19 protein-coding genes and 1 tRNA gene are annotated in these 23,837 nt (G+C 61.4%); 13 read left to right on the top strand and 7 right to left on the bottom strand.

Features of this window, described 5'->3' with window-relative positions:
• Positions 1-7: 7 nt before the first annotated feature.
• The 3 genes from GR198_RS04390 to aceA form a co-directional block, all read right to left on the bottom strand.
• Positions 8-1,153 (bottom strand): GNAT family N-acetyltransferase, encoded by a 1,146-nt coding sequence (locus tag GR198_RS04390; RefSeq protein WP_029874087.1) that lies wholly within the window; start codon positions 1,151-1,153, stop codon positions 8-10.
• 279 nt (positions 1,154-1,432) lie between these two features.
• Positions 1,433-1,669, bottom strand: a complete 237-nt coding sequence (locus GR198_RS04395) for an SMc00767 family acetate metabolism repressor (RefSeq protein WP_003545603.1) — start codon at positions 1,667-1,669, stop codon at positions 1,433-1,435.
• Positions 1,670-1,690: 21 nt separating this feature from the next.
• Positions 1,691-2,980, bottom strand: a complete 1,290-nt coding sequence (aceA, locus tag GR198_RS04400) for an isocitrate lyase (protein ID WP_164067586.1) — start codon at positions 2,978-2,980, stop codon at positions 1,691-1,693.
• Positions 2,981-3,170: 190 nt separating this feature from the next.
• On the opposite strand from aceA, the gene GR198_RS04405 reads away from it, so the two are divergent.
• From GR198_RS04405 to GR198_RS04425, 5 genes are all read left to right on the top strand, one after another.
• Complete coding sequence (locus GR198_RS04405) at positions 3,171-4,580, top strand: helix-turn-helix domain-containing protein (RefSeq protein ID WP_164067588.1); 1,410 nt, start codon at positions 3,171-3,173, stop codon at positions 4,578-4,580.
• Positions 4,581-4,706: 126 nt separating this feature from the next.
• Positions 4,707-5,804, top strand: a complete 1,098-nt coding sequence (locus GR198_RS04410; RefSeq protein WP_164067590.1) for a polyamine ABC transporter substrate-binding protein — start codon at positions 4,707-4,709, stop codon at positions 5,802-5,804.
• 89 nt (positions 5,805-5,893) lie between these two features.
• Positions 5,894-7,036, top strand: a complete 1,143-nt coding sequence (locus GR198_RS04415; RefSeq protein WP_131628186.1) for an ABC transporter ATP-binding protein — start codon at positions 5,894-5,896, stop codon at positions 7,034-7,036.
• 4 nt (positions 7,037-7,040) lie between these two features.
• Positions 7,041-7,952 (top strand): ABC transporter permease subunit, encoded by a 912-nt coding sequence (locus tag GR198_RS04420; protein WP_164067592.1) that lies wholly within the window; start codon positions 7,041-7,043, stop codon positions 7,950-7,952.
• Positions 7,953-7,955: 3 nt separating this feature from the next.
• Positions 7,956-8,774 (top strand): ABC transporter permease, encoded by an 819-nt coding sequence (locus tag GR198_RS04425; protein WP_164067594.1) that lies wholly within the window; start codon positions 7,956-7,958, stop codon positions 8,772-8,774.
• Between the two features lie 34 nt (positions 8,775-8,808).
• Here the strand turns inward: GR198_RS04425 and GR198_RS04430 are convergent, their stop codons facing one another.
• Positions 8,809-10,701, bottom strand: coding sequence for an AsmA family protein (locus GR198_RS04430; protein ID WP_029874094.1), 1,893 nt, complete (start codon positions 10,699-10,701; stop codon positions 8,809-8,811).
• 275 nt (positions 10,702-10,976) lie between these two features.
• Here GR198_RS04430 and GR198_RS04435 point away from each other — a divergent pair, with 275 nt between their 5' ends.
• Entirely contained in the window at positions 10,977-12,929 is a 1,953-nt protein-coding gene (locus GR198_RS04435) for an acetoacetate--CoA ligase (protein WP_164067596.1), read from the top strand.
• A gap of 215 nt (positions 12,930-13,144) precedes the next feature.
• On the opposite strand, the gene GR198_RS04440 is transcribed toward GR198_RS04435, so the two are convergent.
• Positions 13,145-17,038: an ATP-binding protein gene (locus tag GR198_RS04440; RefSeq protein ID WP_164067598.1), complete on the bottom strand. Its 3,894-nt coding sequence runs from the start codon at positions 17,036-17,038 to the stop codon at positions 13,145-13,147.
• 213 nt (positions 17,039-17,251) lie between these two features.
• Between GR198_RS04440 and GR198_RS04445 the strand changes: the two genes are divergently transcribed.
• The 4 genes from GR198_RS04445 (at position 17,252) to GR198_RS35295 (ending at position 18,650) form a co-directional block, all read left to right on the top strand.
• The gene (locus GR198_RS04445; protein ID WP_003545621.1) at positions 17,252-17,701 is read left to right on the top strand and encodes a phasin; all 450 of its coding nucleotides are present in this window, start codon (positions 17,252-17,254) and stop codon (positions 17,699-17,701) included.
• A gap of 130 nt (positions 17,702-17,831) precedes the next feature.
• Positions 17,832-17,908: transfer RNA gene (locus GR198_RS04450), tRNA-His, on the top strand.
• Positions 17,909-18,001: 93 nt separating this feature from the next.
• Entirely contained in the window at positions 18,002-18,439 is a 438-nt protein-coding gene (locus tag GR198_RS04455) for a DUF4174 domain-containing protein (RefSeq protein ID WP_029874097.1), read from the top strand.
• Positions 18,440-18,482: 43 nt separating this feature from the next.
• Positions 18,483-18,650, top strand: a complete 168-nt coding sequence (locus GR198_RS35295; protein WP_165402784.1) for a hypothetical protein — start codon at positions 18,483-18,485, stop codon at positions 18,648-18,650.
• Here the strand turns inward: GR198_RS35295 and GR198_RS04460 are convergent.
• Positions 18,647-19,528: a LysR family transcriptional regulator gene (locus GR198_RS04460; protein ID WP_029874098.1), complete on the bottom strand. Its 882-nt coding sequence runs from the start codon at positions 19,526-19,528 to the stop codon at positions 18,647-18,649. The genes GR198_RS35295 and GR198_RS04460 overlap by 4 nt on opposite strands.
• Positions 19,525-19,839, bottom strand: a complete 315-nt coding sequence (locus GR198_RS04465; RefSeq protein ID WP_164067600.1) for a putative quinol monooxygenase — start codon at positions 19,837-19,839, stop codon at positions 19,525-19,527. Before GR198_RS04465 ends, GR198_RS04460 begins: the two co-directional genes overlap by 4 nt.
• 179 nt (positions 19,840-20,018) lie before the next feature.
• Here GR198_RS04465 and GR198_RS04470 point away from each other — a divergent pair, with 179 nt between their 5' ends.
• The 3 genes from GR198_RS04470 (at position 20,019) to GR198_RS04480 (ending at position 23,804) form a co-directional block, all read left to right on the top strand.
• Positions 20,019-21,515, top strand: a complete 1,497-nt coding sequence (locus GR198_RS04470; RefSeq protein ID WP_028743687.1) for a CoA-acylating methylmalonate-semialdehyde dehydrogenase — start codon at positions 20,019-20,021, stop codon at positions 21,513-21,515.
• Between the two features lie 167 nt (positions 21,516-21,682).
• Complete coding sequence (locus GR198_RS04475; RefSeq protein WP_029874100.1) at positions 21,683-22,765, top strand: YjgN family protein; 1,083 nt, start codon at positions 21,683-21,685, stop codon at positions 22,763-22,765.
• On the top strand, positions 22,755-23,804 hold the full coding sequence (locus GR198_RS04480; RefSeq protein WP_164067602.1) for a M48 family metallopeptidase: 1,050 nt from the start codon (positions 22,755-22,757) through the stop codon (positions 23,802-23,804). The genes GR198_RS04475 and GR198_RS04480 overlap by 11 nt, the downstream gene beginning before the upstream one ends.
• Positions 23,805-23,837: the final 33 nt, after the last annotated feature.

The following is a 23,837-nucleotide window of genomic DNA, read 5'->3' on the forward strand; positions in this document are numbered from 1 at the left end:
GATGTCCTTAAAAATGTTCTCCGACCCAGGGGGACGGGCCGGAAAATATGCGGTCGCATGCCATTACGCCATCACGATCACCGTTTATCCACCCTGCTCTTGCAAGAAAGCTCGCGGAGCGAAAGCCGCTATAGAGTGTTGCAAGATGTTCACTTGCGATTTTCACGACGGGTGAGCCGGCTTCATGTGTTCGGCAATACGGTGTGCCGTTTTCGATGGAGAGCGATAGCGTCTCGACCTGATCGCCCGTCATTATCTCCAATGTGATCTGCTCGGTCACGGAGTTGTAGCCACGCGCCAGAAGCGCGTCCCTTGCGGAAAGGACCCGCATTAGAAACTCCTCCTGGTGGACCAGACGCCATCCCTTGTCCGGCATCGCGAAGACCAACTTGTCCTGCGCCGAACCGTGCCACCGCACCCGCGGGTATACGGTCGAGAATGTCCCCAAAAACCGCAATATGCACCGAGCCGCCCGTCCGGACAACGCCGCCCAATCCCGAATGGCCAGACATTCGGGATTACTCGTATCGATGATCACATATGCGACGTCATCGTCGCTGTCGAAGACGTAAACGGACGTCGCGGGATCGGGCCACGTCAAAAGAAGGGACCATTGTGTTGCACTGCGCCGCAGATTACCCGCCTCCACTGCGCATTGTCGCTCATGAATAGAGGCCAAGGTCGGCAACGCGGCAGATAGCGTCAGCTCGCGGCAACGGTACTTTTCCTTGATTTTATAAAGCTCTGACGTTTCCGCTTCGTAGATGATTTCCGATCCGGCCAATTCATATCCGCCTCTTCGATAGACGGGGCGGGTTGATGCAAATAAGGTTGTGAGAAATGCGCCTCTGCTGGTAGCGATCGCACCCGCATGCTCCAGGATGATTTCTGCGAGACCCATGCCGCGGTATTCGGGTAGAATGGCCACATGTGCAATGTTGCATGCTGGCACGGCTCTGCCACCGAACCAGTGCCCGGTGGTGATGAGAGCGAAGACCGCCGCCGGCCTATCCTCATGGTCGGCGATATAGAAATTTTCGAGGCCCACCTTGCCCACATAGGCTTCAGTCTGTTGCACCGTAAACCCGAAGGACGTTGCATAGGCCTTCACGATGAAATCCGCATCCTGTGTTACTGCAATACGTGACGCCATGGTTCGCCTTGGTGATAATTGCCAGAAAAATTCCAACTCTGAAAAATATTTTTATACGAACGATGCGCAGCTGTCGAGGCCGCCAACCTATCGGCTCGGTCATTTCCCGGAACGCCGACTAGGCGGCGGTGACAATTGCGGCAAATTGCAAAGAGCAGTGGTGCGCGCAAACCTAAATCGGGACGAGTTTTCAAAAAGGATGAGCGCCCACACGTCTCGTTGACATGCAGGCGCTCTGATTGAGCAACGGGGCCGCCACCGTCGGCCCGCTGCCGGTCGTCAATGCCGGTTGGTGACGACGACGGGGATCAGCAAGTCGCCCCAGTGGCCGTCGCCGCCGTGATGACGGGCCGAGCGCACCAGTTCGACCGAGACACCGGCCTCGACGGCCTTCATGACCGATTGGTTCAGCCGGTGCAGGTCGTTGGCGAGCATGCGGATCGTCGTCTGCTGATCCTCGCTCATGCTGCTTGCCTGCTCCTCGGCCCGTTCCCTGACGCGTGTGATGGATGCCATGATCTTCTCCTCCTCTTCGAGTTATTCCGCAGCCGGCTTGAACTGCGCATGTTCGGTCGAGCCGTGCATCGCCGTGGTCGACGACCGGCCACCGGTGATGGCGAGCGACACGGCGTCGAAATAGCCGGTGCCGACCTCGCGCTGATGTTTGGTCGCGGTATAGCCATTGACCTCGGCGGCGAATTCCGCCTGCTGCAGCTCGGAATAGGCCGACATCTGCCGCTGCCGGTAGCCGCGCGCCAGTTCGTACATGCCATAGTTCAGCTGGTGGAAGCCGGCGAGCGTGATGAACTGGAACTTGTAGCCCATCGCCCCGAGTTCGCGCTGGAACCGTGCAATCGTCGCCTCGTCGAGGTTCTTCTTCCAGTTGAAGGAAGGCGAGCAATTATAAGCGAGCAGCTTGCCGGGATGGACCTTGTGCACGCCTTCGGCAAAACGCCGCGCCTGCTCGAGGTCCGGCTTCGAGGTCTCGCACCAGATGAGATCGCAGTGCGGCGCATAGGCGACGGCGCGCGCGATGCAGGGCTCGATGCCGTTTCGCACCTGATAGAAACCTTCGACGGTGCGGCCGGCATCATAGTCGACAAAGGGCTGGTCGCGCTCATCGATGTCTGACGTCAAGAGCTTTGCCGCTTCCGCGTCGGTGCGGGCGATCACCAGCGTCGCAACGCCCATGACGTCGGCGGCAAGCCGCGCGGCGTCGAGATTGCGGATATGGGCGGCCGTCGGGATCAGCACTTTGCCGCCGAGATGGCCGCATTTCTTCTCCGAGGCGAGCTGGTCCTCGAAGTGAACGCCAGCGGCACCCGCCTCGATATAGGCCTTCATGATTTCGAAGGCGTTGAGCGGTCCGCCGAAGCCTGCTTCGGCATCGGCAACGATCGGCGCGAACCAGGTCTCGACGGAAAGTCCCTGGGCTTCCGCGGTCTCGATCTGATCGGCGCGCTGCAGCGTGCGGTTGATGCGTTTGGCAAGTTCCGGACCGGCATTGGCCGGATAGAGGGACTGGTCGGGATACATCGCCGATGCGGTATTGGCGTCGGCCGCCACCTGCCAGCCGGAGAGATAGATCGCCTTCAGCCCGGCGCGCACCATCTGCATGGCCTGGTTGCCGGAAAGTGCGCCGAGCGCATTGACGAAATCCTCCTGATGCAGAAGCCGCCACAACCGGTCCACCCCCATTTCGGCCAGCGTATGGCTGAGCGCCACCGAGCCCCTGAGCCGCCGCACGTCATCGGCCGAGTACGGCCTCTCGATGCCGTCGAAGCGGCCTGCTGATGCGTTTGGAACAAGCTTGTAAAAATCCGTCATGCTGCTCTCCTCACTAAAAAGCCCGATAAAGGTGCTGCATGACAAGATTGACAATATGAGCCGCAATGACCAGAAAAACCTTTGATTTCCTGTCCGGAAAGAGGTTAAGATGAGGAGGATTGACAGAGTGGCGCTGTGAATTTGTAAAATTTTGTAAATATGAGCGCTCCTTCCTGTCAAAGGGTGTGACATGGCGGAACGGAAGATATTCGCAGGCCCGAAGGTCAGGCGCATCCGCAATGCGCTGGCGCTGACGCAGACCGCCATGGCCGAGGCGCTTGAAATATCGCCGTCCTATCTGAACCTGATCGAGCGCAACCAGCGGCCGTTGACGGTGCAGCTCCTTCTCAAGCTTGCAAGCGTCTACAGGGTCGATCTGGAAGAGTTGCGCGGACAGACCGGCGGCAGTCTCGGCCAGCTCAAGGAGGTCTTTGCCGATCCGCTGCTGTCCGGCGAACTGCCGGGTGATCAGGAATTGGTCGAGGTGGCCGAGGCGGCACCCAATGCCGCGAGCGGCATGATCAAGCTCTACCGCGCCTATCGCGAGCAGGCGGCAAGGCTGTCCGATCTGACGGCGCTGATGGCCGCCGAAGGGCATGCGCCGGTCGCCGCCGGCCGCTTGCCGCTGGACGAGGTGCGCGAGATGCTGGAGCGTCGGTCCGGCTATTTCGGACAGATCGAGATGGCGGCCGAAGCCTTTGCCGCCACGCTGCCCTGGGGCATCGATCTCGCCGCCGGGCTGAAGGACTGGCTGCGCTCCGAGCGCGGCATCGCGGTGCGTGTCTTGCCCGTCCATGTCATGCCGGATCTGCGCCGCCGTTTCGATCGCCATTCGATGCGGCTTTTCATCTCGGAGCGCCTGTCACAGGCCGACCGTGCGCACGAGATCGCCGTCGAGGCAGCGACTCTGGCTTTGCTGCCGGCAATCGATGCCGAGCTCGACGATCTCCCGCTCTCTTCCGCCGAGGCGCGCCGCATCGCCCGCTTCGAGCTTGCCCGCATCGCCGCGCTGGCGCTGGCAATGCCCTATGAGGCCTTTCTTTCGGCAGCGAAGGCGACGCGCTACGATATCGATATTCTGCGTGCGCGCTTCGGCGTCTCTTTCGGCCAGGCGGCCGCGCGCCTTGCCATGCTGCAGCGCCCCGGGGCGGCCGCCATTCCCTTCTTCCTGATCGAGATCGATGCCGCCGGCCACCGGCTGCGCCGGGCAGGCGCCCAGGGCTTTCCGCAGGCCCGTTTCGGCGGCGGCTGTCCGAAGCTCAATATCCATGCCGCCTTTCTGCAGCCGGGCCAGATCCTCGCCGAAACGGTCGTCATGCCGGACGGCGCATCCTTCCTGACGGTCGCCCGCACCCTGGAGGGACCGAGCGTCGAATTCGGCGAAAGGGTCAGGCGTACGGCGATCCTGATCGGCTGCGACGCTGCCCTTGGCGAGGGTGTGGTCTACGGGCAGGCGATGGCGCTCGAACCGGTCGCGGTCGGTCCGGCCTGTCGCCTTTGCGAGCGGCGCGGCTGCCTTTCCCGCGCCGAGCCGCCGGTGACGAGACCGCTCGGGCTCGACGAGACGGTGGCAGGCCTCAGCGCCTTCGATTTCCAGTGATTGCGAAATCGTTGAAGGCGCAGGATTTTACGCTTGTGGGCTGTGAAATTCCTTCTTAGTCTGCGTTGAAAACCAGAGGGAAAAGATACCCCGGGTGCGGAATCTTTGAACAAAACAGGAGAAGTCATGAGGTCAACCATCCTATGCGTGACGGCCGCCGCCGTTACCGCACTCCTTGCTGCCGCGCCGGCCTATGCGCAGGACCGCGTAGTCAACGTCTACAACTGGTCGGATTATATCGACGACTCCATCCTGACCGACTTCACCAAGGAAACCGGCATCAAGGTCGTCTACGACACGTTTGATTCCAACGAGACCGTGGAAACCAAGCTGCTTGCCGGCGGCACGGGTTATGACGTCGTCGTTCCCACAGCCGACTTCCTGCAGCGCCAGATCCAGGCCGGCGTCTTCCAGAAGCTCGACAAGTCGAAACTGCCGAACATTTCCAACATGTGGGATGTGATCCAGCAGCGCACCGCCGAATATGATGCGGGTAACGAACACGCGGTCGATTACATGTGGGGTACGGACGGCATCGGCTACAACGTCAAGAAGGTCGCTGAAATCCTCGGTCCCGATGTCAAGCCGGGCCTCGAAGTGATCTTCGATCCGAAGGTCGCCGAAAAGTTCAAGGATTGCGGCATCTACGTTCTCGACACACCGAAGGACGTCATCTCCACGGCGTTCCGTTATCTCGGCCTCGACCCGAACTCCACAAAGGCTGAGGATTTCAAGAAGGCCGAAGAGCTGCTGACGGCCGTCCGCCCCAATATCCGCAAGTTCCACTCGTCCGAATACATCAATGCGCTTGCCAACGGCGACATCTGCATCGCCTTCGGCTATTCCGGCGACATGCTGCAGGCTCGCGACCGTGCGGCCGAAGCCAAGAACGGCGTCGAGGTCAATTATTCGATCCCCTCGCAGGGCGCCCAGATGTGGTTCGACATGATGGCGATCCCCGCCGATGCGCCCCATGTCGCGGAAGCCCACGAGTTCCTGAACTACTTGATGAAGCCTGAGGTCATCGCCAAGGCGAGCGACCACACCTTCTATGCCAACGGCAACAAGGCTTCGCAGCAGTTTGTCAGCAAGGAGATTCTGGAAGACCCGGCGATCTATCCGACCGAGGAGGTGATGAAGAACCTCTTCACGGTCAAGCCGTGGGATCCGAAAACGCAGCGCCTGGGGACGCGCCTCTGGACGAAGGTCGTCACCGGCCAGTAATTCAGCCTTGGGCCCGGACGGAAACGTCCGGGCCTTTCAATTACCGGCCGGGGTGGAGGCCGGCAGAACCTTGTATTTCGGGGAATAATATGAAGTCTCTCGGCAATATCCGCCGCGCTTTTGCGCCATGGACCGATCCGTCTGCAAAACCCTTCATTGCTTTCAAGAATGTCACCAAGCGCTTTGGCGATTTTACCGCCGTCGACGATCTGTCGCTGAACATCTATCACCGCGAGTTCTTCGCGCTGCTCGGCGCGTCGGGTTGCGGCAAGTCGACGCTCCTGCGCATGCTCGCCGGTTTCGAGCAGCCGACCTCGGGCGAAATTGTTCTCGACGGCACCGATATGGCCGGCACGCCGCCCTACAGGCGTCCGGTCAACATGATGTTCCAGTCCTATGCGCTTTTCCCGCACATGACGGTCGAGAAGAATATCGCCTTCGGCCTGAGGCAGGACGGCATGTCGAAGGACGAGATGACTGACCGCGTCTCGCAGATGCTGAAGCTGGTCAAGCTTGAGCAGTTCGCCTCCCGCAAACCGAACCAGCTTTCCGGCGGCCAACGCCAGCGCGTGGCCTTGGCTCGCTCGCTTGCCAAGCGCCCGAAGGTGCTGCTGCTCGACGAACCGCTCGGCGCGCTCGACAAGAAGCTGCGCGAGGAAACCCAGTTCGAGCTGATGGACCTGCAGCAGAACCTCGGCCTCACCTTCGTCGTCGTCACCCACGACCAGGAAGAGGCGATGACCATGGCCGACCGCATCGCCGTCATGAGCCATGGCAAGGTCGTGCAGGTAGCGACGCCGGCCGAAATCTACGAGGCGCCGAATTCCCGCTTCGTCGCGGATTTCATCGGCGACGTGAACATTTTCGACGGCAAGGTCGCCTCATCGGGCAACGGCACCATCGAGATATCAATCGACAGCGGCTTTAGCGTGCGCGTCGCCGCTTCCGAGACACCCTCGGCCGGCAGCGCCGTCGGCTTCGCCATCCGGCCGGAAAAGATGCGGGTCGGGCGCACGCCTCCCGCCAACGCTTCGGTCAACGCCGCCAGGGGCGAACTCTGGGACATCGCCTACCTCGGCGACATGACCGTCTTCCATGTGAAATTGCAGAGCGGCAGTATCGTCAAGGCCTCGTCCCTCAATGCGCAGCGCTCCGTCGACGACCCCTTCACTTACGATCAGGAAGTCTGGGTCTCCTTCGACGAGAACGCCGGCATTCTGCTGAAGGATTGACATCATGGGCAAGCTAACCTCCGGCCTCTACAATCGCCTCGTCATCGCCATTCCCTATACTTGGCTGCTGCTCTTCTTCCTGGCGCCTTTCTTCATCGTCTTCCGCATTTCGCTGTCGACGACGGCGATCGCCATGCCGCCTTACGAGCCCGTCTTCTCACTTGCCGACGGTTGGGCCGGGCTCTGGAGCAAGATCGGAGAGCTCTCCTTCGACAATTACAGCTACCTCACCGAGGACTCGCTCTATTTCAATGCCTATGTCTCGAGCGTGGTGATTGCCGGGATCTCCACCTTCCTGACCCTGCTGATCGCCTATCCGATTGCCTATGGCATGGCACAGGCGCCGCGTAGCATCCGTCCGACGCTGGTGATGCTGGTCATCCTGCCGTTCTGGACGAGCTTCCTGATTCGCGTTTATTCCTGGATCGCGATCCTGAAGCCGGAGGGGCTTTTCAACCAGCTTCTCCTGTCGCTGTACATCATCGACAGCCCGCTGATCATCCTCAACACCAATACCGCCGTCTATATCGGCATCGTCTATTCCTATCTGCCCTTCATGGTGTTGCCGCTCTATTCGGCTCTGGAGAAGATGGACGGTACGCTGATCGAAGCGGCGCAGGATCTTGGGTGCACGCCGATCAAGGCCTTCTGGCGCGTCACCTTTCCGCTGTCGATCCCCGGTGTGGTGGCCGGCTGCATGCTGGTCTTCATCCCCGCCGTCGGTGAATTCGTCATTCCCGACCTGCTCGGCGGTTCGCAGACGCTGATGATCGGCAAGACGCTCTGGAACGAATTCAACGCCAACCGCGATTGGCCGGTCTCCTCGGCGGTAGCAACGATCCTGCTGATGATCCTGGTGATCCCGATCGTCTTCTTCCAGAACGCCCAGGCCAAGGCCGAAGAGCGGGGGAAATAAGTCATGCTGAAATGGACCCGTTTCAACATCATCTCCGTCACGCTCGGCTTTGCCTTTCTCTACCTGCCGATCGTGCTGCTGGTGATCTTCTCCTTCAACGAATCGAAGCTCGTCACCGTCTGGGGCGGCTTCTCAACCAAGTGGTATGTCTCGCTGCTCTCGAACCAGGGCCTGCTCGACGCCGCCTGGGTGACGATCCGTGTCGGCCTGCTGTCGGCGACGGTCGCAACCATCCTCGGCACCATGGCGGCGCTGACGCTGGTGCGCTACACCCGCTTTCGCGGCCGCATGCTGTTTTCGGGCATGATCTACGCGCCGCTCGTCATGCCTGACGTCATCACCGGCCTGTCGCTATTGCTGCTCTTCGTCGCGATCGGTTTCGACCGCGGCTTCTGGACGATCACGCTCGCGCATACGACGCTGACCATGTGCTTCGTCGCCGTCGTCGTGCAGTCGCGCCTGTTGAGCTTCGATCAATCGATCGAGGAAGCGGCGCAGGATCTCGGCGCGCCGCCGGTGCGGACCTTCTTCGAGATCACCCTGCCGATCATCGCGCCGGCTGTGCTCTCCGGCTGGATCCTTGCCTTCACCCTGTCGCTCGACGATCTGGTGATCGCCAGTTTCACCTCGGGGCCGGGCGCCACCACGCTGCCGATGAGGATCTACAGCCAGGTGCGCCTCGGCGTGACGCCGGAGATCAATGCGGTGTGCACGATCCTGATCGCGATCGTGACCGTTGGTGTCATCTGCGCCTCGATCGTCACCAAGCGTCAAGAAATCCAGCGCCAGCGGGACGAGCGTGCAGCCGCCGCCGGCGCCTGAGCCTAGAGCATTGATGCCGAAAAGTGTGAGCGCTCTATTGCGCCTGAGGCGTATTGCCGAAAAGCGGAACCGGCGAGATCACCGGGTTCGGCCATGAGCCGCCGATGAAGAACGGCAGAAGTGGCAGCTCCGCCGCCTTGGCCGGATCGGTCGCCGCCAGCGATCCGGAAAGCGCCAGCCCGTTCGACTGATAGGTGATGACGCCGGAAAGCGTCAGCGTCTGCGTGGCGCCGGCGATGCGGGCGTCGTGCATTTCGGCGGAACCGTTGGCGAAATCGGCCTGAAGGTTGAGCTGGTTGAAGGCGAAGGCGCCGCCTGCTGCAGCGCTCAGCGGAAAGAACGGTTTTTCGGCCGCCTGCGTCCGCAGTGCTGTGGCATCGATGCCGGGAATCGTGCCTTCCCTCGTCCAGAAGTGCAGCTTGCCGGTGACGTCGGCAAGGCCGGTCGTCCAGATCGCCTTCGGCGACTGGAGGTCGAGATCGAGCGATCCGGTTGCAAGCGGCAGCGGACCCTTCAGCTGCAGGCGCTCGGCAAGGGCTGCGAAGTCGGCATTGCGGATCGACAGCTGCAGCTTGCCGCCGCCGTCGAAGTCGCGCTGCGTCGCTTCCAGATGCGCGGTCATTTCACCGCCTTCGAACTGGCTGTCGCCTATATCGAATTTCGCCTCGCCGCCGGCAACGATCATGCTGGCGCCGACATCGGAGAGCTCGAAGAGACCCATCTGCGCGCGCCGCGCCGAAAGCCTGACGTCGACATCGAGCACCCGCAGCGGTCCGCTTATGCCGGCGGAGATTTCCTCCGCCTCGCCGGCGGCGAGCCTGAGCGCGAAGGCGTCGAGGAAGGGCTTGAGGTTCATCTGGTCGAAGGCAAGCGTGCCGCCGATTTTCGGTCGTTTGCCGGGTTGGGTGAAAAGGTCCATCACCCCGGTGGCGCTCGCTTCGTTCAGCGAGAGGCTGAGATTGTTGAAACGCAGCCCGTTGCCCGACGACATGATGTCGGATTCCAGCGAGGCGCTCTTCAGCGTTGCGATGCCGGGGATCGATTTGCCCGACCATGTCAGAAGTGCGGGCACATCGGGAATGCTGGCGGTGATATTGCCGGAAAGGGCCGAAAGATTGGCGATGCTGGCAATGCCCTGGAAGTGCGCGGTCAAAAGGTTTGATGTGAGCGACGTCCGTGTCTCGGCATTCCTGCCGGCAAAGGCGAGCAGCGGCTGGCGCGAGGCGAAATCGACCTTCAGGTCTTCGCCGTTGATACGTGCGATGACCACCGCCGAGATCGCGCCGGATAGTCTCGGCCAGGCGATATCTGCGGTGACGCTGTCGAAATGATAGGTCGTGGCGGACTTGATGTCGGTGACCACAAGCGTGCCGTCCTCGACGGTCACGGCGCCGATCTCGGCATCGAGATCGGGATCGAGCACCTCAGATCCGTTTTCGTAGCGTACGCCGCTGATCGCGCGTGCGAGCAGGCCGGCATAACTCCAGTCGATCAGCCCTTTTTCGTCGCGCGTCAGCGCCAGGTTGGGGCGCACCAGGTGGAATTCGTGGAAGCTCGTCCGGCCTCTCAACGCGTCGATGAGGCTGAAATCCGCCGACAGGCTTTCAATGTTGCCGAGCAGCTTGTCGCCGCTTTCGCGCGGTTGGCGGATGGTGATCTGGTTCAGCGTGATGCGTGGCGTCGGCCAGAATTCGAGAACCGGACTGCCCTTGATCTCGGCATGGTAGCCCGTCCATTTCGACAGCGTGTCCTCGATGCCGGAGCGCACGAAGCCGGTCGAGATGAGATAGGGTGCGGCAACCCTGAGCGCCACGAAAAGCGCCAGCGCGATCAGCAGGAACACCGTCGACAGGCGGGCGAAGGCCGGAAGCCAGCGCGAAACGGGTCCGATCTTCCTGCGCCACCTGCGATGTCTTGACGTGCTCATGATCTCCGCCGGCAAATTCAGCCGGTCATCCCGTTATGCGCTGATTTCGCCGGATATAGGAAATATCAGGCATATGCAAATCCCTACAGCGCCGCACGTCTTTTCAGACGCGCAAAGGACGCTGTAGCACTTTCAATTAAATAGTTGGAGCATGATGTCGTCCGAAAATCGCTCACACTTTTCGACATCATACTCTAGGCGTCGGATCGCGTCGGTTCCACGCTTTATAATGCAATGCAGCATGATATAAGGACGGCATTGGGGAGGAGGATTGAATGCAGGATAACAGACCACTTTGGGTGCCCTCGGAGGATGCCGTTGCAAAAAGCCCGATCCATGCCTTCATGGAGCGCTGCAATGCCGATTTCGGGCTTTCTCTTTCAGGCTTTGAGGATCTGCATGCATGGTCGGTGGCCGAGCGGGAGAATTTCTGGTCGACCGTCTGGGATTTCTGCGGCGTCAAGGGAGAGCGTGGCGCAGAGGTGCTTGCCAATGGCGACCGCATGCTGGAAGCCCGCTTCTTTCCCGATGCGACGCTGAACTTCGCCGAGAACCTGCTATCGGGCCGCGGCGAGGGTGATGCGATCATCTTCCGCGGTGAGGACAAGGCCGAGGACCGCTGGTCGTGGGACCGGCTGCGCGTGCTGGTCTCGAAGCTGCAGCAGGCCTTCGCAGCACTCGGCATCGGCAAGGGCGACCGCATCGCCGCGATGATGCCGAACATGCCGGAAACCGTCGCCGCCATGCTCGCCGCCGCCTCGATCGGCGCCATCTGGTCGTCTTGTTCGCCTGATTTCGGCGAGCAGGGTGTGCTCGACCGCTTCGGCCAGATTGAGCCAAGGCTGTTCATCGCCTGCGATGCCTATTGGTATTCCGGCAAGTTGCAGGATGTCGGCGCCAAGGTCGCCACGGTCGCAAAAAATCTGGGTGTCTGGACCGTCATCGTCCACTATGCCGGCGATGCGGAGGCCGTGGCGCGTAAGACGCCGGGGGCTTTAACGCTTGAGGCCTTTGTCGCGCCCTATGAGGCAAGGGAGGTCGAGTTCACGCGGCTCGGCTTTTCGCACCCGCTCTACATTCTCTTTTCGTCAGGCACGACAGGCGTGCCGAAATGCATCGTGCATTCGGCCGGCGGCACGCTGCTGCAGCACCTCAAGGAGCAGCGGCTGCATTGCGGCCTGCAGGCGGGCGAGAAGCTGTTCTATTTCACCACCTGCGGCTGGATGATGTGGAACTGGCTGGTCAGCGGTCTCGCCAGCGGCGCGACGCTCTGCCTGTTCGACGGCTCACCCTTCGCCCCCGATGGCAACGTGCTGTTCGACTATGCCGAGGCCGAGAAATTCGCCATCTTCGGCACCTCGGCGAAATATATCGACGCGGTGCGCAAGGGCGGGCTGACGCCGCGCGTCAGCCACGATCTCTCCAGCCTGCGGCTGATGACCTCCACCGGCTCGCCGCTGTCGCCGGAAGGGTTCACCTTCGTCTACGAGGGCATCAAGGAAGACGTACAGCTCGCCTCGATCTCAGGCGGCACCGATATCGTCTCCTGTTTCGTGCTCGGCAATCCGCTGCAGCCGGTCTGGCGCGGCGAGATCCAGGGGGCCGGCCTCGGCCTTGCCGTCGACGTCTGGAACGATGACGGCAAGCCGGTGCGTGGCGAGAAGGGTGAGCTCGTCTGCACCAAGGCATTCCCCTCGATGCCGGTGATGTTCTGGAACGACCCCGATGGCGCCAAATACCGCGCCGCCTATTTCGAACGGTTCGACAATGTCTGGTGCCACGGCGATTTCGCCGAATGGACGGAGCATGGCGGCCTTATCATTCACGGCCGTTCGGATGCGACGCTCAATCCCGGCGGCGTGCGCATCGGCACCGCCGAGATCTACAATCAGGTGGAGCAGATGGAGGAGGTGGCCGAGGCGCTCTGCATCGGCCAGGACTGGGACGACGACGTGCGCGTCATCCTCTTCGTCCGCCTTGCCCCGGATGTGACGTTGACCGAGGATCTCGTCAAGGCGATCAAGACCCGCATCCGCACCGGCGCCTCGCCGCGGCACGTGCCGGCGAAGATCATCGCGGTTGCCGATATTCCCCGCACCAAGTCCGGCAAGATCGTCGAGCTTGCCGTGCGCGAGGTCGTTCACGGCCGGCCGGTGAAGAACCAGGAAGCGCTTGCCAATCCAGAGGCGCTGGGGCTCTTCGCCGGGCTAAGCGAGCTGAAGGATTGACAGCGATCGTAGATTACAAGCTTTCACCCTTTATCAATTTCCTGTCATGGAAACCTTTCGTTAAGAAAGGTTTGTCAAAGGTGAAGCTAACTTGGGGGCCGCACATGAACGATGCGGCCTGGGGCCTTCCGGCCTCCGAAACATGACGTTGATCGACTGAGCTCTTGTTGAACAGCACCAAATTCAAAGGCGGCCTCCTGGCTGCCTTTTCTTTATCAACCGGCCAGCACCCGCTGCGACGGGAAGGTGATCTCGACGAGCGTACCTTCGTTCGGCGCCGAATTGATCGAGAAAACCGCCCGGTTGGCATCCACCATCGCCTTGGTCAGCGGCAGGCCGAGCCCGGTGCCGTCGCCGCGATGACGCGATTGGGTCGAGGAGACCTGCCGGAACGGCTTCATCGCCTGGTCGAGTTCGTTGCGCGTCATGCCGATGCCGGTATCGCGGACCCTCAACACAACGCTGCCATTCGCCTCATAGGACGTCGAAACGACGATCTGCCCGCCTGACGGGGTGAAGCGGATGGCGTTCGACAGGATGTTGAGCGCGATCTGCTTGATCGAGCGCAGATCCGCCACGACCTCGGGCACTGCATGCGACAGCGCCGTGCGGATGATGACGCGCTGGCCGTTCGCCTGCGGCTGTACCAGAGCCACGGCCTCGGAGACCGCCTCATTGAGGCCGACGGCGGCAAAATCGAGATCCATCTCGCCCGCCTCGATCTTCGAAATGTCGAGCAGGTCGTTGACGATATCGAGGACATGCCGGCCGGAGCGGCCGATGTCGTTGGCATATTCGATATAACGCGGATGGCCGATCGGCCCGAAGCGTTCGCCGGCCATCATGTCGGAAAAGCCGATGATGGCGTTGAGCGGCGTGCGGATCTCGTGGCTGACGCGGGCGAGGAAATCGGTCTTGTGGGCGTTGGCTGTTTCGGCCGCACCCTTGGCGTTGCGCAGTTCGTCCTCGGTGCGCTTCCACTGGGTGATATCGCGGATGACGGCGCAATAGCCGTTGGAGGAGGTGAGCTGGCCCATTGTCATGAACAGCGGCACGAAGCCGCCGGCGGCCTCGCGGCCGATGACTTCGCGCCCGTCGTTCAACACGCTTGCCACGCCATGGTCGGAGAGGCCGTTCAGATAGTCTATGACTGCCTTCTGGCTCTCATGGGCAAACAGCATGACGAAGGGTTTGCCGCGCGTCTCCTGTTCGTCGTAATTGAAAAGCGCGCTGGCCGACCGGTTCATCGAACGGATGTCGCCCTCCGTGCCGATGACGACGACGCCGTCGGTCGCCGTTTCCAGGATCGAGCGCAATTCTTCCACTTCGACCTGGAGTTTGGCGACCTTCTCGACCATCCGCTCGGGGCGGCCTTCGGCACGGCCCTCGGAGCGGCCATCGGACCGGTTTGCGTCGCTGCGGCCATCTTCCTTGCCTTCCACCGGCATCAACGCCAGCATCAGGGCGTTGGCGTCTTCCCAGCGCACCGACTGCAGCCGCGCGGTCACCGGCGCCAGCGTATCGTCGGCCTTGACGAGCATCATGGTACCGGAGCCTGCGGCCTTCTCCTCGAGTTCGCGGCGCTGCAGCAGCGCTTCGATGCCGCCCACTTCGCGCAAGGCCTCGAGCGAACCGTAGCCCGTCAGCCGCATGAATTCCGGATTGGCATGGATCAGCGCATCGCCGATATGGATGAGCACGGCAACAGGCAGTTGGTCGACCGTTCCCACCGAAAGCCCGTCCGTCATCTTGATGCGCGGCGGGATGAAGCTGGTGAGAACCTCGATCTGGCTGGCCGTCTCCTCCAGCCCTTCCGTCGCCTCGTCCTCGGCGATGACAGCCGGCTCTTCGGCAGCGCCATCGTCTTCGCGCTCCGCCTCGACGGCATTCTCGAAGATCGCTTGCTGCGGCGCGATCTCCTCGATCGACGGTATGTTCGCCTTGTCGGCAGTGGGTGTTTCGACCTCGAACGCTTCGGGTCCGGAGGCATCTTCGAAGCCGGCCGTTTCCGTGACGGCGGGTTCCGCCGGCGCCGCGGCGTTGGGTTCCATCGGCGCCGGGGCGGCAGGCTCTTCCTTGCGGGTGCCGAAGGCTTCGAGCCGCTTGGCGATCTCGCGGAAATTGGCCTGTTCGGCGGCCGTCAGCCCGGCGCCGGTGTTGTGGAGCTGAACGATCTTGTCGGAGAAACGGCGATTGGGCGTTTCCGAAATCCGAAGCGCCGGCGGCTCTTGCGAAAGTTCCGCTACCGGCTCGGCGGCGGAAACGTCGCCGGCATCGGCGCTGCCTTCCGCTTTTTCGGCAGTACTTTCCTGGTCAGGTGTCTCGATGGCCGCCTGCTCGGTAGCAATCTCTTCCGGCGCCGGCTCCGTCTGTGGTTCGCTTGCCGTAACCGCCTGATCCTCGACCTCCTGCGTCAAGGCGGGATCGATCAGGGGCTCTTCAAGCACTGTCTCCGCTTCGTGTGCCACCTCGGCAATGGTCTCGGCGGGCGGACCGAGGCTCGCTGCATCATGGCCGATACCATCAGGGCCGAGTGTCAGGCCGAGCGCCAGCGGATCTTCCTGCGCATCGGATAGCCGCACGACACCGAAGCCGCGGAAGCCATCGAAGTCGCGGGTGCGGGTATAGGTCGGCAGCGCCGCCAGATCGACCGGAACGACAAGGCTGGTGCCTTCGACTGGCCAGAGGATCGTCTTGCCCGACCATGTGTCGCGGCGGGCGAGGGCCTCGGAAAGCTTGCCGTCAGGATCGAGATTGAAGAGGGCGGCGACATCGCCGAAGGCAGAGCCGATGATGTCGGACGCATGCGGACCGACGGCCTCGGCAAATTCGTGGCTGACCTCGTTGAACCGGCCTTCGGCGTCGATCTTCCAGACGAAGCGCGTGGCGCGGCTGTTCGGCCTGAAGACGAAGCCGGGCTCAGCCTCAAGCTGAGGGGCAGGGGTGGCATCGGGGACCACAGGCGTTGCGATGGCGGGCTCTTCGTGGACTGCTTCCGGCGCGTCTTCGATAGGCGTTTCGCTGGCTTCGGCAGGCGGTTCCGCCGTCGTCGCCGTTTCCACCGTCTCCGCGGAGGTCAAATCGTCCTCGATGACCGCGGCGGGCTCGGTGGTCTCATCCGCGCTGCGATCGATCATGTTGCCGTCGCTCTCCGGCTCCGCATCCGCAGCAGGATGCGTCTCTTCAACCGCCTCGTCTGCGGATGCCGCGGCTGTCTCGGCCGGCTGTTCGTTTTCGCCGGCGATCTCCTCGAGCGTTTCCTCGACCTCTTCGATCCCCGAAACCGCGTCGATGATTTCGGTGAAGCCTGCGGCGGCGATAGGTTCGTCCTGAAGCACTTCAGCCGCCGTCGCGCCTTCTTCCTCTGCGGGCGCATCGACTGGATCGAGCGCGGGCGCATCGACTGGATCGAGCGCGGGCGCGTCCAGCGGGTCGAGATGACCGATCGCGGTCTCCACCGCAAAGAGCAGATTGAGCGCCGGATCGTCGCTGAGCTTGCCGACCGCGGCCGGAAGATTGCCTCTGCCGGTGGCGACAGGTCGCTTCACCAAGCGGTCGGGATGCGCGCCGGCAAGGTTGATCAGGGTCTTTGCCGTTTGCTCGGAGATCCCGAGCGAGGCAAAGCCCGGCGAAGCGGCGATGACCTCGCCATTGGCGCCGATCACCGCCATATGCGTATCGGGATCATCAAGCCCCTGCAGCATCTGGGCCGCCGATGCGCCGGCTGCGAGCGGCTTTGCCGAGACCGGCACCGAAAACAGGATGGCCTTTTCGCCCTGGGAAAGCCGGATCAGTTCGGCTGCCGCCTGCACCTGTGCACGCTGGAAGCCCTTGGCGATGCGGATCATCAGGCTGCGGCTGTCGCCGATATCGGTCAGCTGGCGCGCCGCCGTTTCCAGCTGGCGGAAGGTGATGTCGGTGCGGTCGACCCCCTGATCGAGCAGGTCATAGACTGCCGAATGGCCGAAAAGCTCGGCACCCGCACCATTCGCCCAGAGCAGGCGGGCAAGATCGGCCGAAAACAGCACCATGGCCTCGCCGCGTGAAAAGCGTTCCCGCACCCGTGCATGCACGGCGATATCGATGAACGGATATTGGACTGCGGGCATGTTCGAACCTTGTCGCTGTCGGCCTTCTTAAATTAACGGCTTATTAATAACTGCGAGGCGCATGCCGGTCCAGAAGAGGAGGGGGTTTTCGGCCGGAAAGGTTAACGTCTTGTGCACTGCACAATAATTGTTGCAATGCACAATGGAATGTCTTATATAAGCATCATCCAACTAACGCAGGCAGCGGCTGCCTCAACCCAAAGGATGCGACCCATGGCTACCATAAAGACCGACGACGTTTTTTCAATCGCTTCTTTCGACCCGTCCAAGTTCACGGAATCCTTCCGTGAATTCGCCGAAAAGGGCGCTCAGCAGTCGAAGGATGCCTATGCCAAGCTGAAGACGGCTGGCGAGGAAGCCGGCAAGACGCTCGAAGCCACCGTTCAGACGGCTCAGGCCGGCTCGGTCGAGATCGGCCTGAAGGCGATCGACATCCTGCGCATCAATTCCGAGAACTCGCTGTCGCACTTCGAAGCGCTGCTTGGCGTCAAGTCCCCGGCCGAATTCTTCGAGCTGCAGACCTCGTTCATCCGCAAGCAGGCCGAACTCACCGTCGAGCAGGCCAAGTCGATCCAGGAAACCACCAAGCAGGTGGCCGAAAAGCTCGCAAAGCCCTCCAAGGACGCCGCCGAAAAGGCCATGGCTTCCTTCAAGGTTGCCTGATCGGTCTCTACCGATCGGAGATAAAAGGCTGGACCTCGCGTCCAGCCTTTTTGTATATTGACGAGGAATGGGGCTTGAATTCATCTCCAAGTCCTCGTATGTGACCCCCGTCGCGCCAAGCGCGATATATGCGGTTGTAGCTCAGTTGGTTAGAGCGCAGGTTTGTGGCACCTGAGGTCGGAGGTTCGAGACCCCCCAACCGTACCATCTCCCCACCATCAGAATGAAAACCTGCTTCCTATCGTTTCGATGGAACCCATGTCGCACCGGGTCGTTCTCCATGTTAACGGGAGAATATGTATGTCGAAAACCCTGCTCTACGGTGCGACGAAGATCGACGAGACCAACAGCGCTTATGCGCCGGTCGAAAGTCTCGCTGAGTTCCAGTGGAAGAACCGCGTCTTCATCCTTTTCGCCGACAGGGATAATTCCCGCGCCGCCCGGCAGGAAAATCAGCTGCTCGCCAACCGCTCGGCCCTCGATGAGCGTGACCTGGTGGTGCTGAAGGTTTCCGGCGCCGGCGTCCGTCCGCTCTTCGGTGCGGCTGAGGGCCTCGACGGCGAAGCGATCCGCCGCGATCTCGAGGCGCCGGAGGTCGGCGAATTCGCGGCCTTCCTTCTTGGCAAGGACGGCACCGTCAAGCTCAAGGTCAGCGAGCCGATTACCGAGGGCGAGCTCTTCGCCATTATCGACAGCATGCCGATGCGCGCTGCCGAAACGCTGAAGCCGGACAAATAGCCCCGAACGTCGCGTAAACTGAAATCATCAAAGGGAGGCGGTCATGTCCGTGCCCAACGAACCCATTCCCGATCAGCCGCCGATGCCCGGGCCTGGCTGGAAGCCGGTGCCGCCGATCAAGGAGCCGGAGCCGGACAGGCTGCCCGACGAGGCACCCGTTCCAAATCCCGACGAGAACGACGAACCGGCAAAACACACTTTCGAGGCTTAAAGAAAGATGTGCCGTTCGGCGCTGACGAGTTCCTGCACGAAATCGGCGACGCTCCTGACGCGTAGCAGGTCGCGCGCCGTTTCGTGATAGGTTGTCCAGTAGGCGCGCCGGATCGAAACCTCGGGCAGAATGCGCCGGAGTTCCGGATACTGCCTGGCGATATAATCGTGCAGGATGCCGATGCCGGCGCCTGTTCGTACCGCCTCCGTCTGTCCGATCGCCGTCGAAATCTCGAAGCCTGCATCCCAGCTCCGCATGACTGCGCCGGAAAAATTCAGGGACGCGGTGAAGATCAGGTCTTCGACATAGCCGATGCGGCGATGCGCCTTGAGCGCGTCGATATCGGCAGGTGTTCCCTGGGACGCCAGATAATCCCGCGAGGCATAAAGGCCGAGCGTGTAATCCGTCAGCTTCGAGGAAACGAGCCGACCTTGGTCTGGTCGCTCGAGCGTGATGGCGATATCGGCCTCGCGCAGCGAGAGCGAGAAAGAACGGGGAACCGGTACGAGCTGGATCTTCAGCTCCGGATGGCGCTCGATCAATCTGCCCATGCGCGGCGCAAGAAAGGAAACACCGAACCCATCAGGCGCCCCGACGCGCACAGTCCCGGCAATTGCCGTATCTGTGTGGCCGAGGCTGGCCTGTACTGCGAGCATTTCCGTTTCCATCCGCTCTGCGGATGCCAGGAACACTTCTCCTTCGGCCGTCAGCTCGCAGCCATTCGTGCGGCGGATGAAAAGCCGCGTCTTCAGCGCCTCTTCCAGCGAAGTTAGTCGACGTGAGAGCGTGGCGTGATTGAGCCCCAGCCGCTTCGAGGCGGCAAGGATCTGCCCGGTGCGGGCGACGGCGAGGAAAATACGAACATCGTCCCAGTTCATGACTTGGCACGCATTGCGATCGGATCGACCTCGATAAGCGTCAGCGATGTCACCATGTGCGCCGTCTGGTTCTTGTACTTAAGGAAATGCGGTGTCTGCAGATGGGCCTCGTATGCTTCCTGGTCGGCATAGACTTCAACGATCCGGATCCGGTTCGGGTTGTCCCTGATGGAAACAGCGCTCAGGGAAAGGACGCCGTCTTCCAGCGCGACGGATGCTTCGATTTCTTCCGTGAGCAATGCGCGATAGGTTTCAAGCGTGTCCGGATCGATCTCCAGCTCCGCCATTCGGACCACGGGTTTCCGGCTCATCGGTTTGACCTCCTCTTGGGGTTTGACTTGTTGGCGTGCCGTACCAAGTTTGAAAGCAGCGGCAGCGCCTGATGCTACGATAGGGCTATAATTTACGCACAACGGTTGCTTATATCAGCGCATTGATTTGTGCAAATTGAAGTGCGATTGTCGGCCATCCAAAAACAGGAGGAACACCCATGCGTGAGATCGGTCATTTCATCGGCGGCAAGCAGGTTGCCGGCACCAGCGGCCGCGTGAGCAACGTCTACAATCCGGCAACGGGCGAAGTCCAGGCGACGGTCGCACTCGCAAGCGTCGAGGAACTGCGCGCCGCGGTTGAAAACGCCAAGGCTGCGCAGCCGAAATGGGCTGCCACCAATCCGCAGCGCCGCGCCCGCGTCTTCTTCAAGTTCGTCGAACTTCTGAACAAGCACATGGACGAGCTTGCCGAAATCCTCTCCAAGGAACACGGCAAGACGATCGAGGATGCCAAGGGCGACGTCATTCGCGGCCTCGAAGTCTGCGAATTCGTCTGCGGCATTCCCCATCTCGCCAAGGGCGAGTTCACCGAAGGCGCCGGGCCTGCGATCGACATGTATTCGATCCGCCAGCCGGTCGGCATCGGCGCCGGCATTACGCCTTTCAATTTCCCGGGCATGATCCCGATGTGGATGTTTGCGCCAGCGATCGCCTGCGGCAACGCCTTTATCCTGAAGCCCTCCGAGCGCGATCCCTCCCTGCCGATCCGTCTCGCTGAACTGATGATCGAGGCAGGTCTGCCCGCCGGCATCCTCAACGTCGTCAATGGCGACAAGGGTGCCGTCGACGCGATCCTCACCGATCCCGATATCGGCGCTGTCTCCTTCGTCGGCTCGACGCCGATCGCCCGCTACGTCTATGGCACGGCGGCGATGAACGGCAAACGCGCCCAGTGCTTCGGCGGCGCCAAGAACCACATGATCATCATGCCGGATGCAGACCTGGATCAGGCCGTCAACGCGCTGATGGGCGCAGGCTACGGTTCGGCTGGCGAGCGCTGCATGGCGATCTCGGTTGCCGTTCCGGTCGGCGAAGAGACCGCCAACCGCCTCGTCGAGAAGCTGACGCCGAAGATCGAATCCCTGCGCATCGGCCCCTATACCGACGACAAGGCCGACATGGGCCCGCTCGTCACCAAGGAAGCCTATACCCGTGTTCGCGGGTTGATCGACCGCGGCATCGAAGAAGGTGCCAAGCTCGTCGTCGACGGCCGCGATTTCAAACTGCAGGGTTATGAAGACGGCTATTTCGTCGGCGGTTGCCTGTTCGATCACGTCACGCCGGAGATGGATATCTACAAGACCGAGATCTTCGGACCTGTCCTCTCCGTCGTTCGCGCCGACAACTATGAGGAAGCGCTGTCGTTGCCGATGAAGCACGAATACGGCAACGGCGTTGCGATCTACACCCGCGATGGCGATGCCGCCCGCGATTTTGCCTCGCGCATCAATATCGGCATGATCGGCATCAACGTTCCGATCCCGGTTCCGCTCGCCTACCACTCCTTCGGCGGCTGGAAGGCCTCGAGCTTCGGCGACCTCAACCAGCACGGCACGGATTCGATCAAGTTTTGGACGAAGACCAAGACCGTCACCGCCCGCTGGCCCTCCGGCATCAAGAGCGGCGCGGAATTCGTCATGCCGACGATGAAGTAATCTTCACAAGTTTCCAATCTTCAATCTGCAATCCGGGGGCCTTTCAGCCCCCGGATTTTTCGATTCTAAGTTGTTGATTTTTGCCCGATTTGCTTTCAGATGAGTTGCCGGTCGCGTGATTCCCGTCATGAGCCGGTGGGCTTGTTATGCTTTGGGGGAAGCAAAATATGGATAATCGAGTGTCCGCGGGCGCCGCGGCGAACGAATTCGAGCGTGCAAGGTTCACCGGCACGGCATCGGAATATTTCGGCATCTGGATCGTCAACGTTCTTCTGACGATCGTAACGCTTGGCATCTATTCGGCCTGGGCGAAGGTGCGGCGCAATCGTTACTTCTACGGCAACACCGTCCTGCTCGGTCGCAGTTTTGAATATCACGCCACCGGCAAGCAGATACTCATCGGCCGCCTCATTGTGGTGGCCTTCGTTATCGTGGCCAACATTCTGGCGGTGATTCATCCGCTGTTCTCGCTAGTGACCACGGTCCTCATCCTCATCGCACTTCCCTGGCTGATCGTGAGGGGCCTTCGTTTCAACGCCCGCGTAACCAGCTATCGCAACGTCCGATTTGATTTCACCGGCTCCGCCGGCGGCGCCTTCGTCTCCGTCATGCTCGGAAGCCTAGTCGCCGTCCTGTCGCTGGGTCTGCTGGCGCCCTTCGCCAGCCGCTGGCTCAACCGCTACATCTTCAACAATCTCCGCTACGGCAACCGACCGTTCCAAACGGATCCCAAAGTTAGCGCGCTTTACGGCGCGCTTATCATCCCGGCCGTGATGGTCGTGCTGGGCGCGGTCGTGCTCTCTGCCTTGGTTGCGATCATAGTCGTCGGGATACAGGCTTCTGATGCCGGCTCGGTTGAGAGTGATCCACTTATCTTCATGGTGGTGTCGGGAATGTATCTGGTCGTCTTCGGCCTCATCATCATCTACGGCCTTGCCGGTCTCATCTATCGGGCGGCCGTCCACAACATCGTCTGGTCGTCGACGCAGATCGACGGCCGGCATGTCTTGCGGAGCGATCTTTCCCGGACACGTTACGCCTGGATCGCCATATCGAACGTCGTGGTGACCGTGCTTACCCTCGGCCTGATGCGCCCCTGGGCGGCGGTTCGGCTGGCGCGTTATGTCACCGAGCACACAGCGATCCGCATCGAAGGCGAGATCGGCGAGGTCTTTACACAGTTTGAAGCCAGCGGCACTGCCGTCGGTTCGGAATATATGAGCATGGAAGGGCTTGATTTTGGTTTCTGACGGAGAAACCATCGCGACGGGGGAATGGTATCCGCCGCATTCGAGCGCCGCCGTTCCCGCCCGCCTGCTGTCGCGGGGCGGGCGGCTCATCGCCGTCACCGCGGAAGATGCGGCTCTTTCCGATGGCGCCATCGGAAAGGTCTCCTTTACGGCGCGCGTGGGATCGATCCCCCGGCGTGCGGTCTTTACCGACGGTTCGGTCTTCGAGAGCGCCGACAATGACGCGATCGATGCCTTTCTTCGCGCTGGCGGCAAAAGCGGATGGGTGCATCGGCTTGAGGAGTTTCATCCCCGCATCTTCGTCTTCGCGGTCGCGGTCGTTCTGCTTGCCGTCGGAATCTATCGTTATGCGTTGCCGGCGCTCGTCGAAGTCGCCATCTTCGTGACGCCGCCTGTCGTATCTGAGATGATGTCCTATGGCGCTCTCAACACGCTTGACACGACGGCGCTGTCTCCAAGCCACATAACGGAGATCCGGCAGGCCGAAATCGCCGATCGCTTTCGAAAGGTGGCCGCCAATGCCGAAGGCGGCGCCGACCGCTATGTCCTGAATTTTCGCAACGGAGGATTGATCGGTCCCAATGCCTTCGCGCTTCCCGACGGCAATATCGTCCTCACCGACCAGTTGATCGAATTGGCGGGTGGTGATGACGAGATGATAACAGGCGTTCTCGCCCATGAGATCGGCCATGTCGAATACAAGCACAGCCTCAGGCAGCTCTATCGCGCCGCCGGCGTCGCCGGTCTCGTCATGCTGATTGCCGGCGATATCGGCTCCGGCGTCGAGGATATCCTGACGCAAGGCGGCGGCCTCCTCGCATTGTCCTATTCTCGCGGTGCCGAGGCTGAGGCCGACCGGCGCTCGGTCGAACTGATGCGCAAGGCCGGCATGGACCCCGTCGCGATCGCCCGGTTTTTCGATCTGCTGGAAGCCAAGCTCGGCGATCACTCTCGCACCAGCATGCTGTCCACCCATCCAGGCACGCCCGAGCGCAAGCAGGCGATTCTGGATTACGTCGAGATCCTGGAGCGGGATTGACGTCGCGGCAAATGGCCTCATAAGCTGAATGCG

Origin of the sequence: Rhizobium leguminosarum (assembly GCF_010668065.1) — a bacterium.
Taxonomy (GTDB): Bacteria; Pseudomonadota; Alphaproteobacteria; order Rhizobiales; family Rhizobiaceae; genus Rhizobium; species Rhizobium leguminosarum_S.

Coding starts and splice junctions, on each gene's coding strand:
- GR198_RS04440 (WP_164067598.1), bottom strand. CDS start 17,038: ATGCCCGCAGTCCAATATCCGTTCATCGATATCGCCGTGCATGCACGG.
- GR198_RS04410 (WP_164067590.1), top strand. CDS start 4,707: ATGAGGTCAACCATCCTATGCGTGACGGCCGCCGCCGTTACCGCACTC.
- GR198_RS04395 (WP_003545603.1), bottom strand. CDS start 1,669: ATGGCATCCATCACACGCGTCAGGGAACGGGCCGAGGAGCAGGCAAGC.
- GR198_RS04415 (WP_131628186.1), top strand. CDS start 5,894: ATGAAGTCTCTCGGCAATATCCGCCGCGCTTTTGCGCCATGGACCGAT.
- GR198_RS04390 (WP_029874087.1), bottom strand. CDS start 1,153: ATGGCGTCACGTATTGCAGTAACACAGGATGCGGATTTCATCGTGAAG.
- aceA (WP_164067586.1), bottom strand. CDS start 2,980: ATGACGGATTTTTACAAGCTTGTTCCAAACGCATCAGCAGGCCGCTTC.
- GR198_RS04420 (WP_164067592.1), top strand. CDS start 7,041: ATGGGCAAGCTAACCTCCGGCCTCTACAATCGCCTCGTCATCGCCATT.
- GR198_RS04470 (WP_028743687.1), top strand. CDS start 20,019: ATGCGTGAGATCGGTCATTTCATCGGCGGCAAGCAGGTTGCCGGCACC.
- GR198_RS04465 (WP_164067600.1), bottom strand. CDS start 19,839: ATGAGCCGGAAACCCGTGGTCCGAATGGCGGAGCTGGAGATCGATCCG.
- GR198_RS04435 (WP_164067596.1), top strand. CDS start 10,977: ATGCAGGATAACAGACCACTTTGGGTGCCCTCGGAGGATGCCGTTGCA.
- GR198_RS04475 (WP_029874100.1), top strand. CDS start 21,683: ATGGATAATCGAGTGTCCGCGGGCGCCGCGGCGAACGAATTCGAGCGT.
- GR198_RS04455 (WP_029874097.1), top strand. CDS start 18,002: ATGTCGAAAACCCTGCTCTACGGTGCGACGAAGATCGACGAGACCAAC.
- GR198_RS35295 (WP_165402784.1), top strand. CDS start 18,483: ATGTCCGTGCCCAACGAACCCATTCCCGATCAGCCGCCGATGCCCGGG.
- GR198_RS04430 (WP_029874094.1), bottom strand. CDS start 10,701: ATGAGCACGTCAAGACATCGCAGGTGGCGCAGGAAGATCGGACCCGTT.
- GR198_RS04460 (WP_029874098.1), bottom strand. CDS start 19,528: ATGAACTGGGACGATGTTCGTATTTTCCTCGCCGTCGCCCGCACCGGG.
- GR198_RS04425 (WP_164067594.1), top strand. CDS start 7,956: ATGCTGAAATGGACCCGTTTCAACATCATCTCCGTCACGCTCGGCTTT.
- GR198_RS04445 (WP_003545621.1), top strand. CDS start 17,252: ATGGCTACCATAAAGACCGACGACGTTTTTTCAATCGCTTCTTTCGAC.
- GR198_RS04405 (WP_164067588.1), top strand. CDS start 3,171: ATGGCGGAACGGAAGATATTCGCAGGCCCGAAGGTCAGGCGCATCCGC.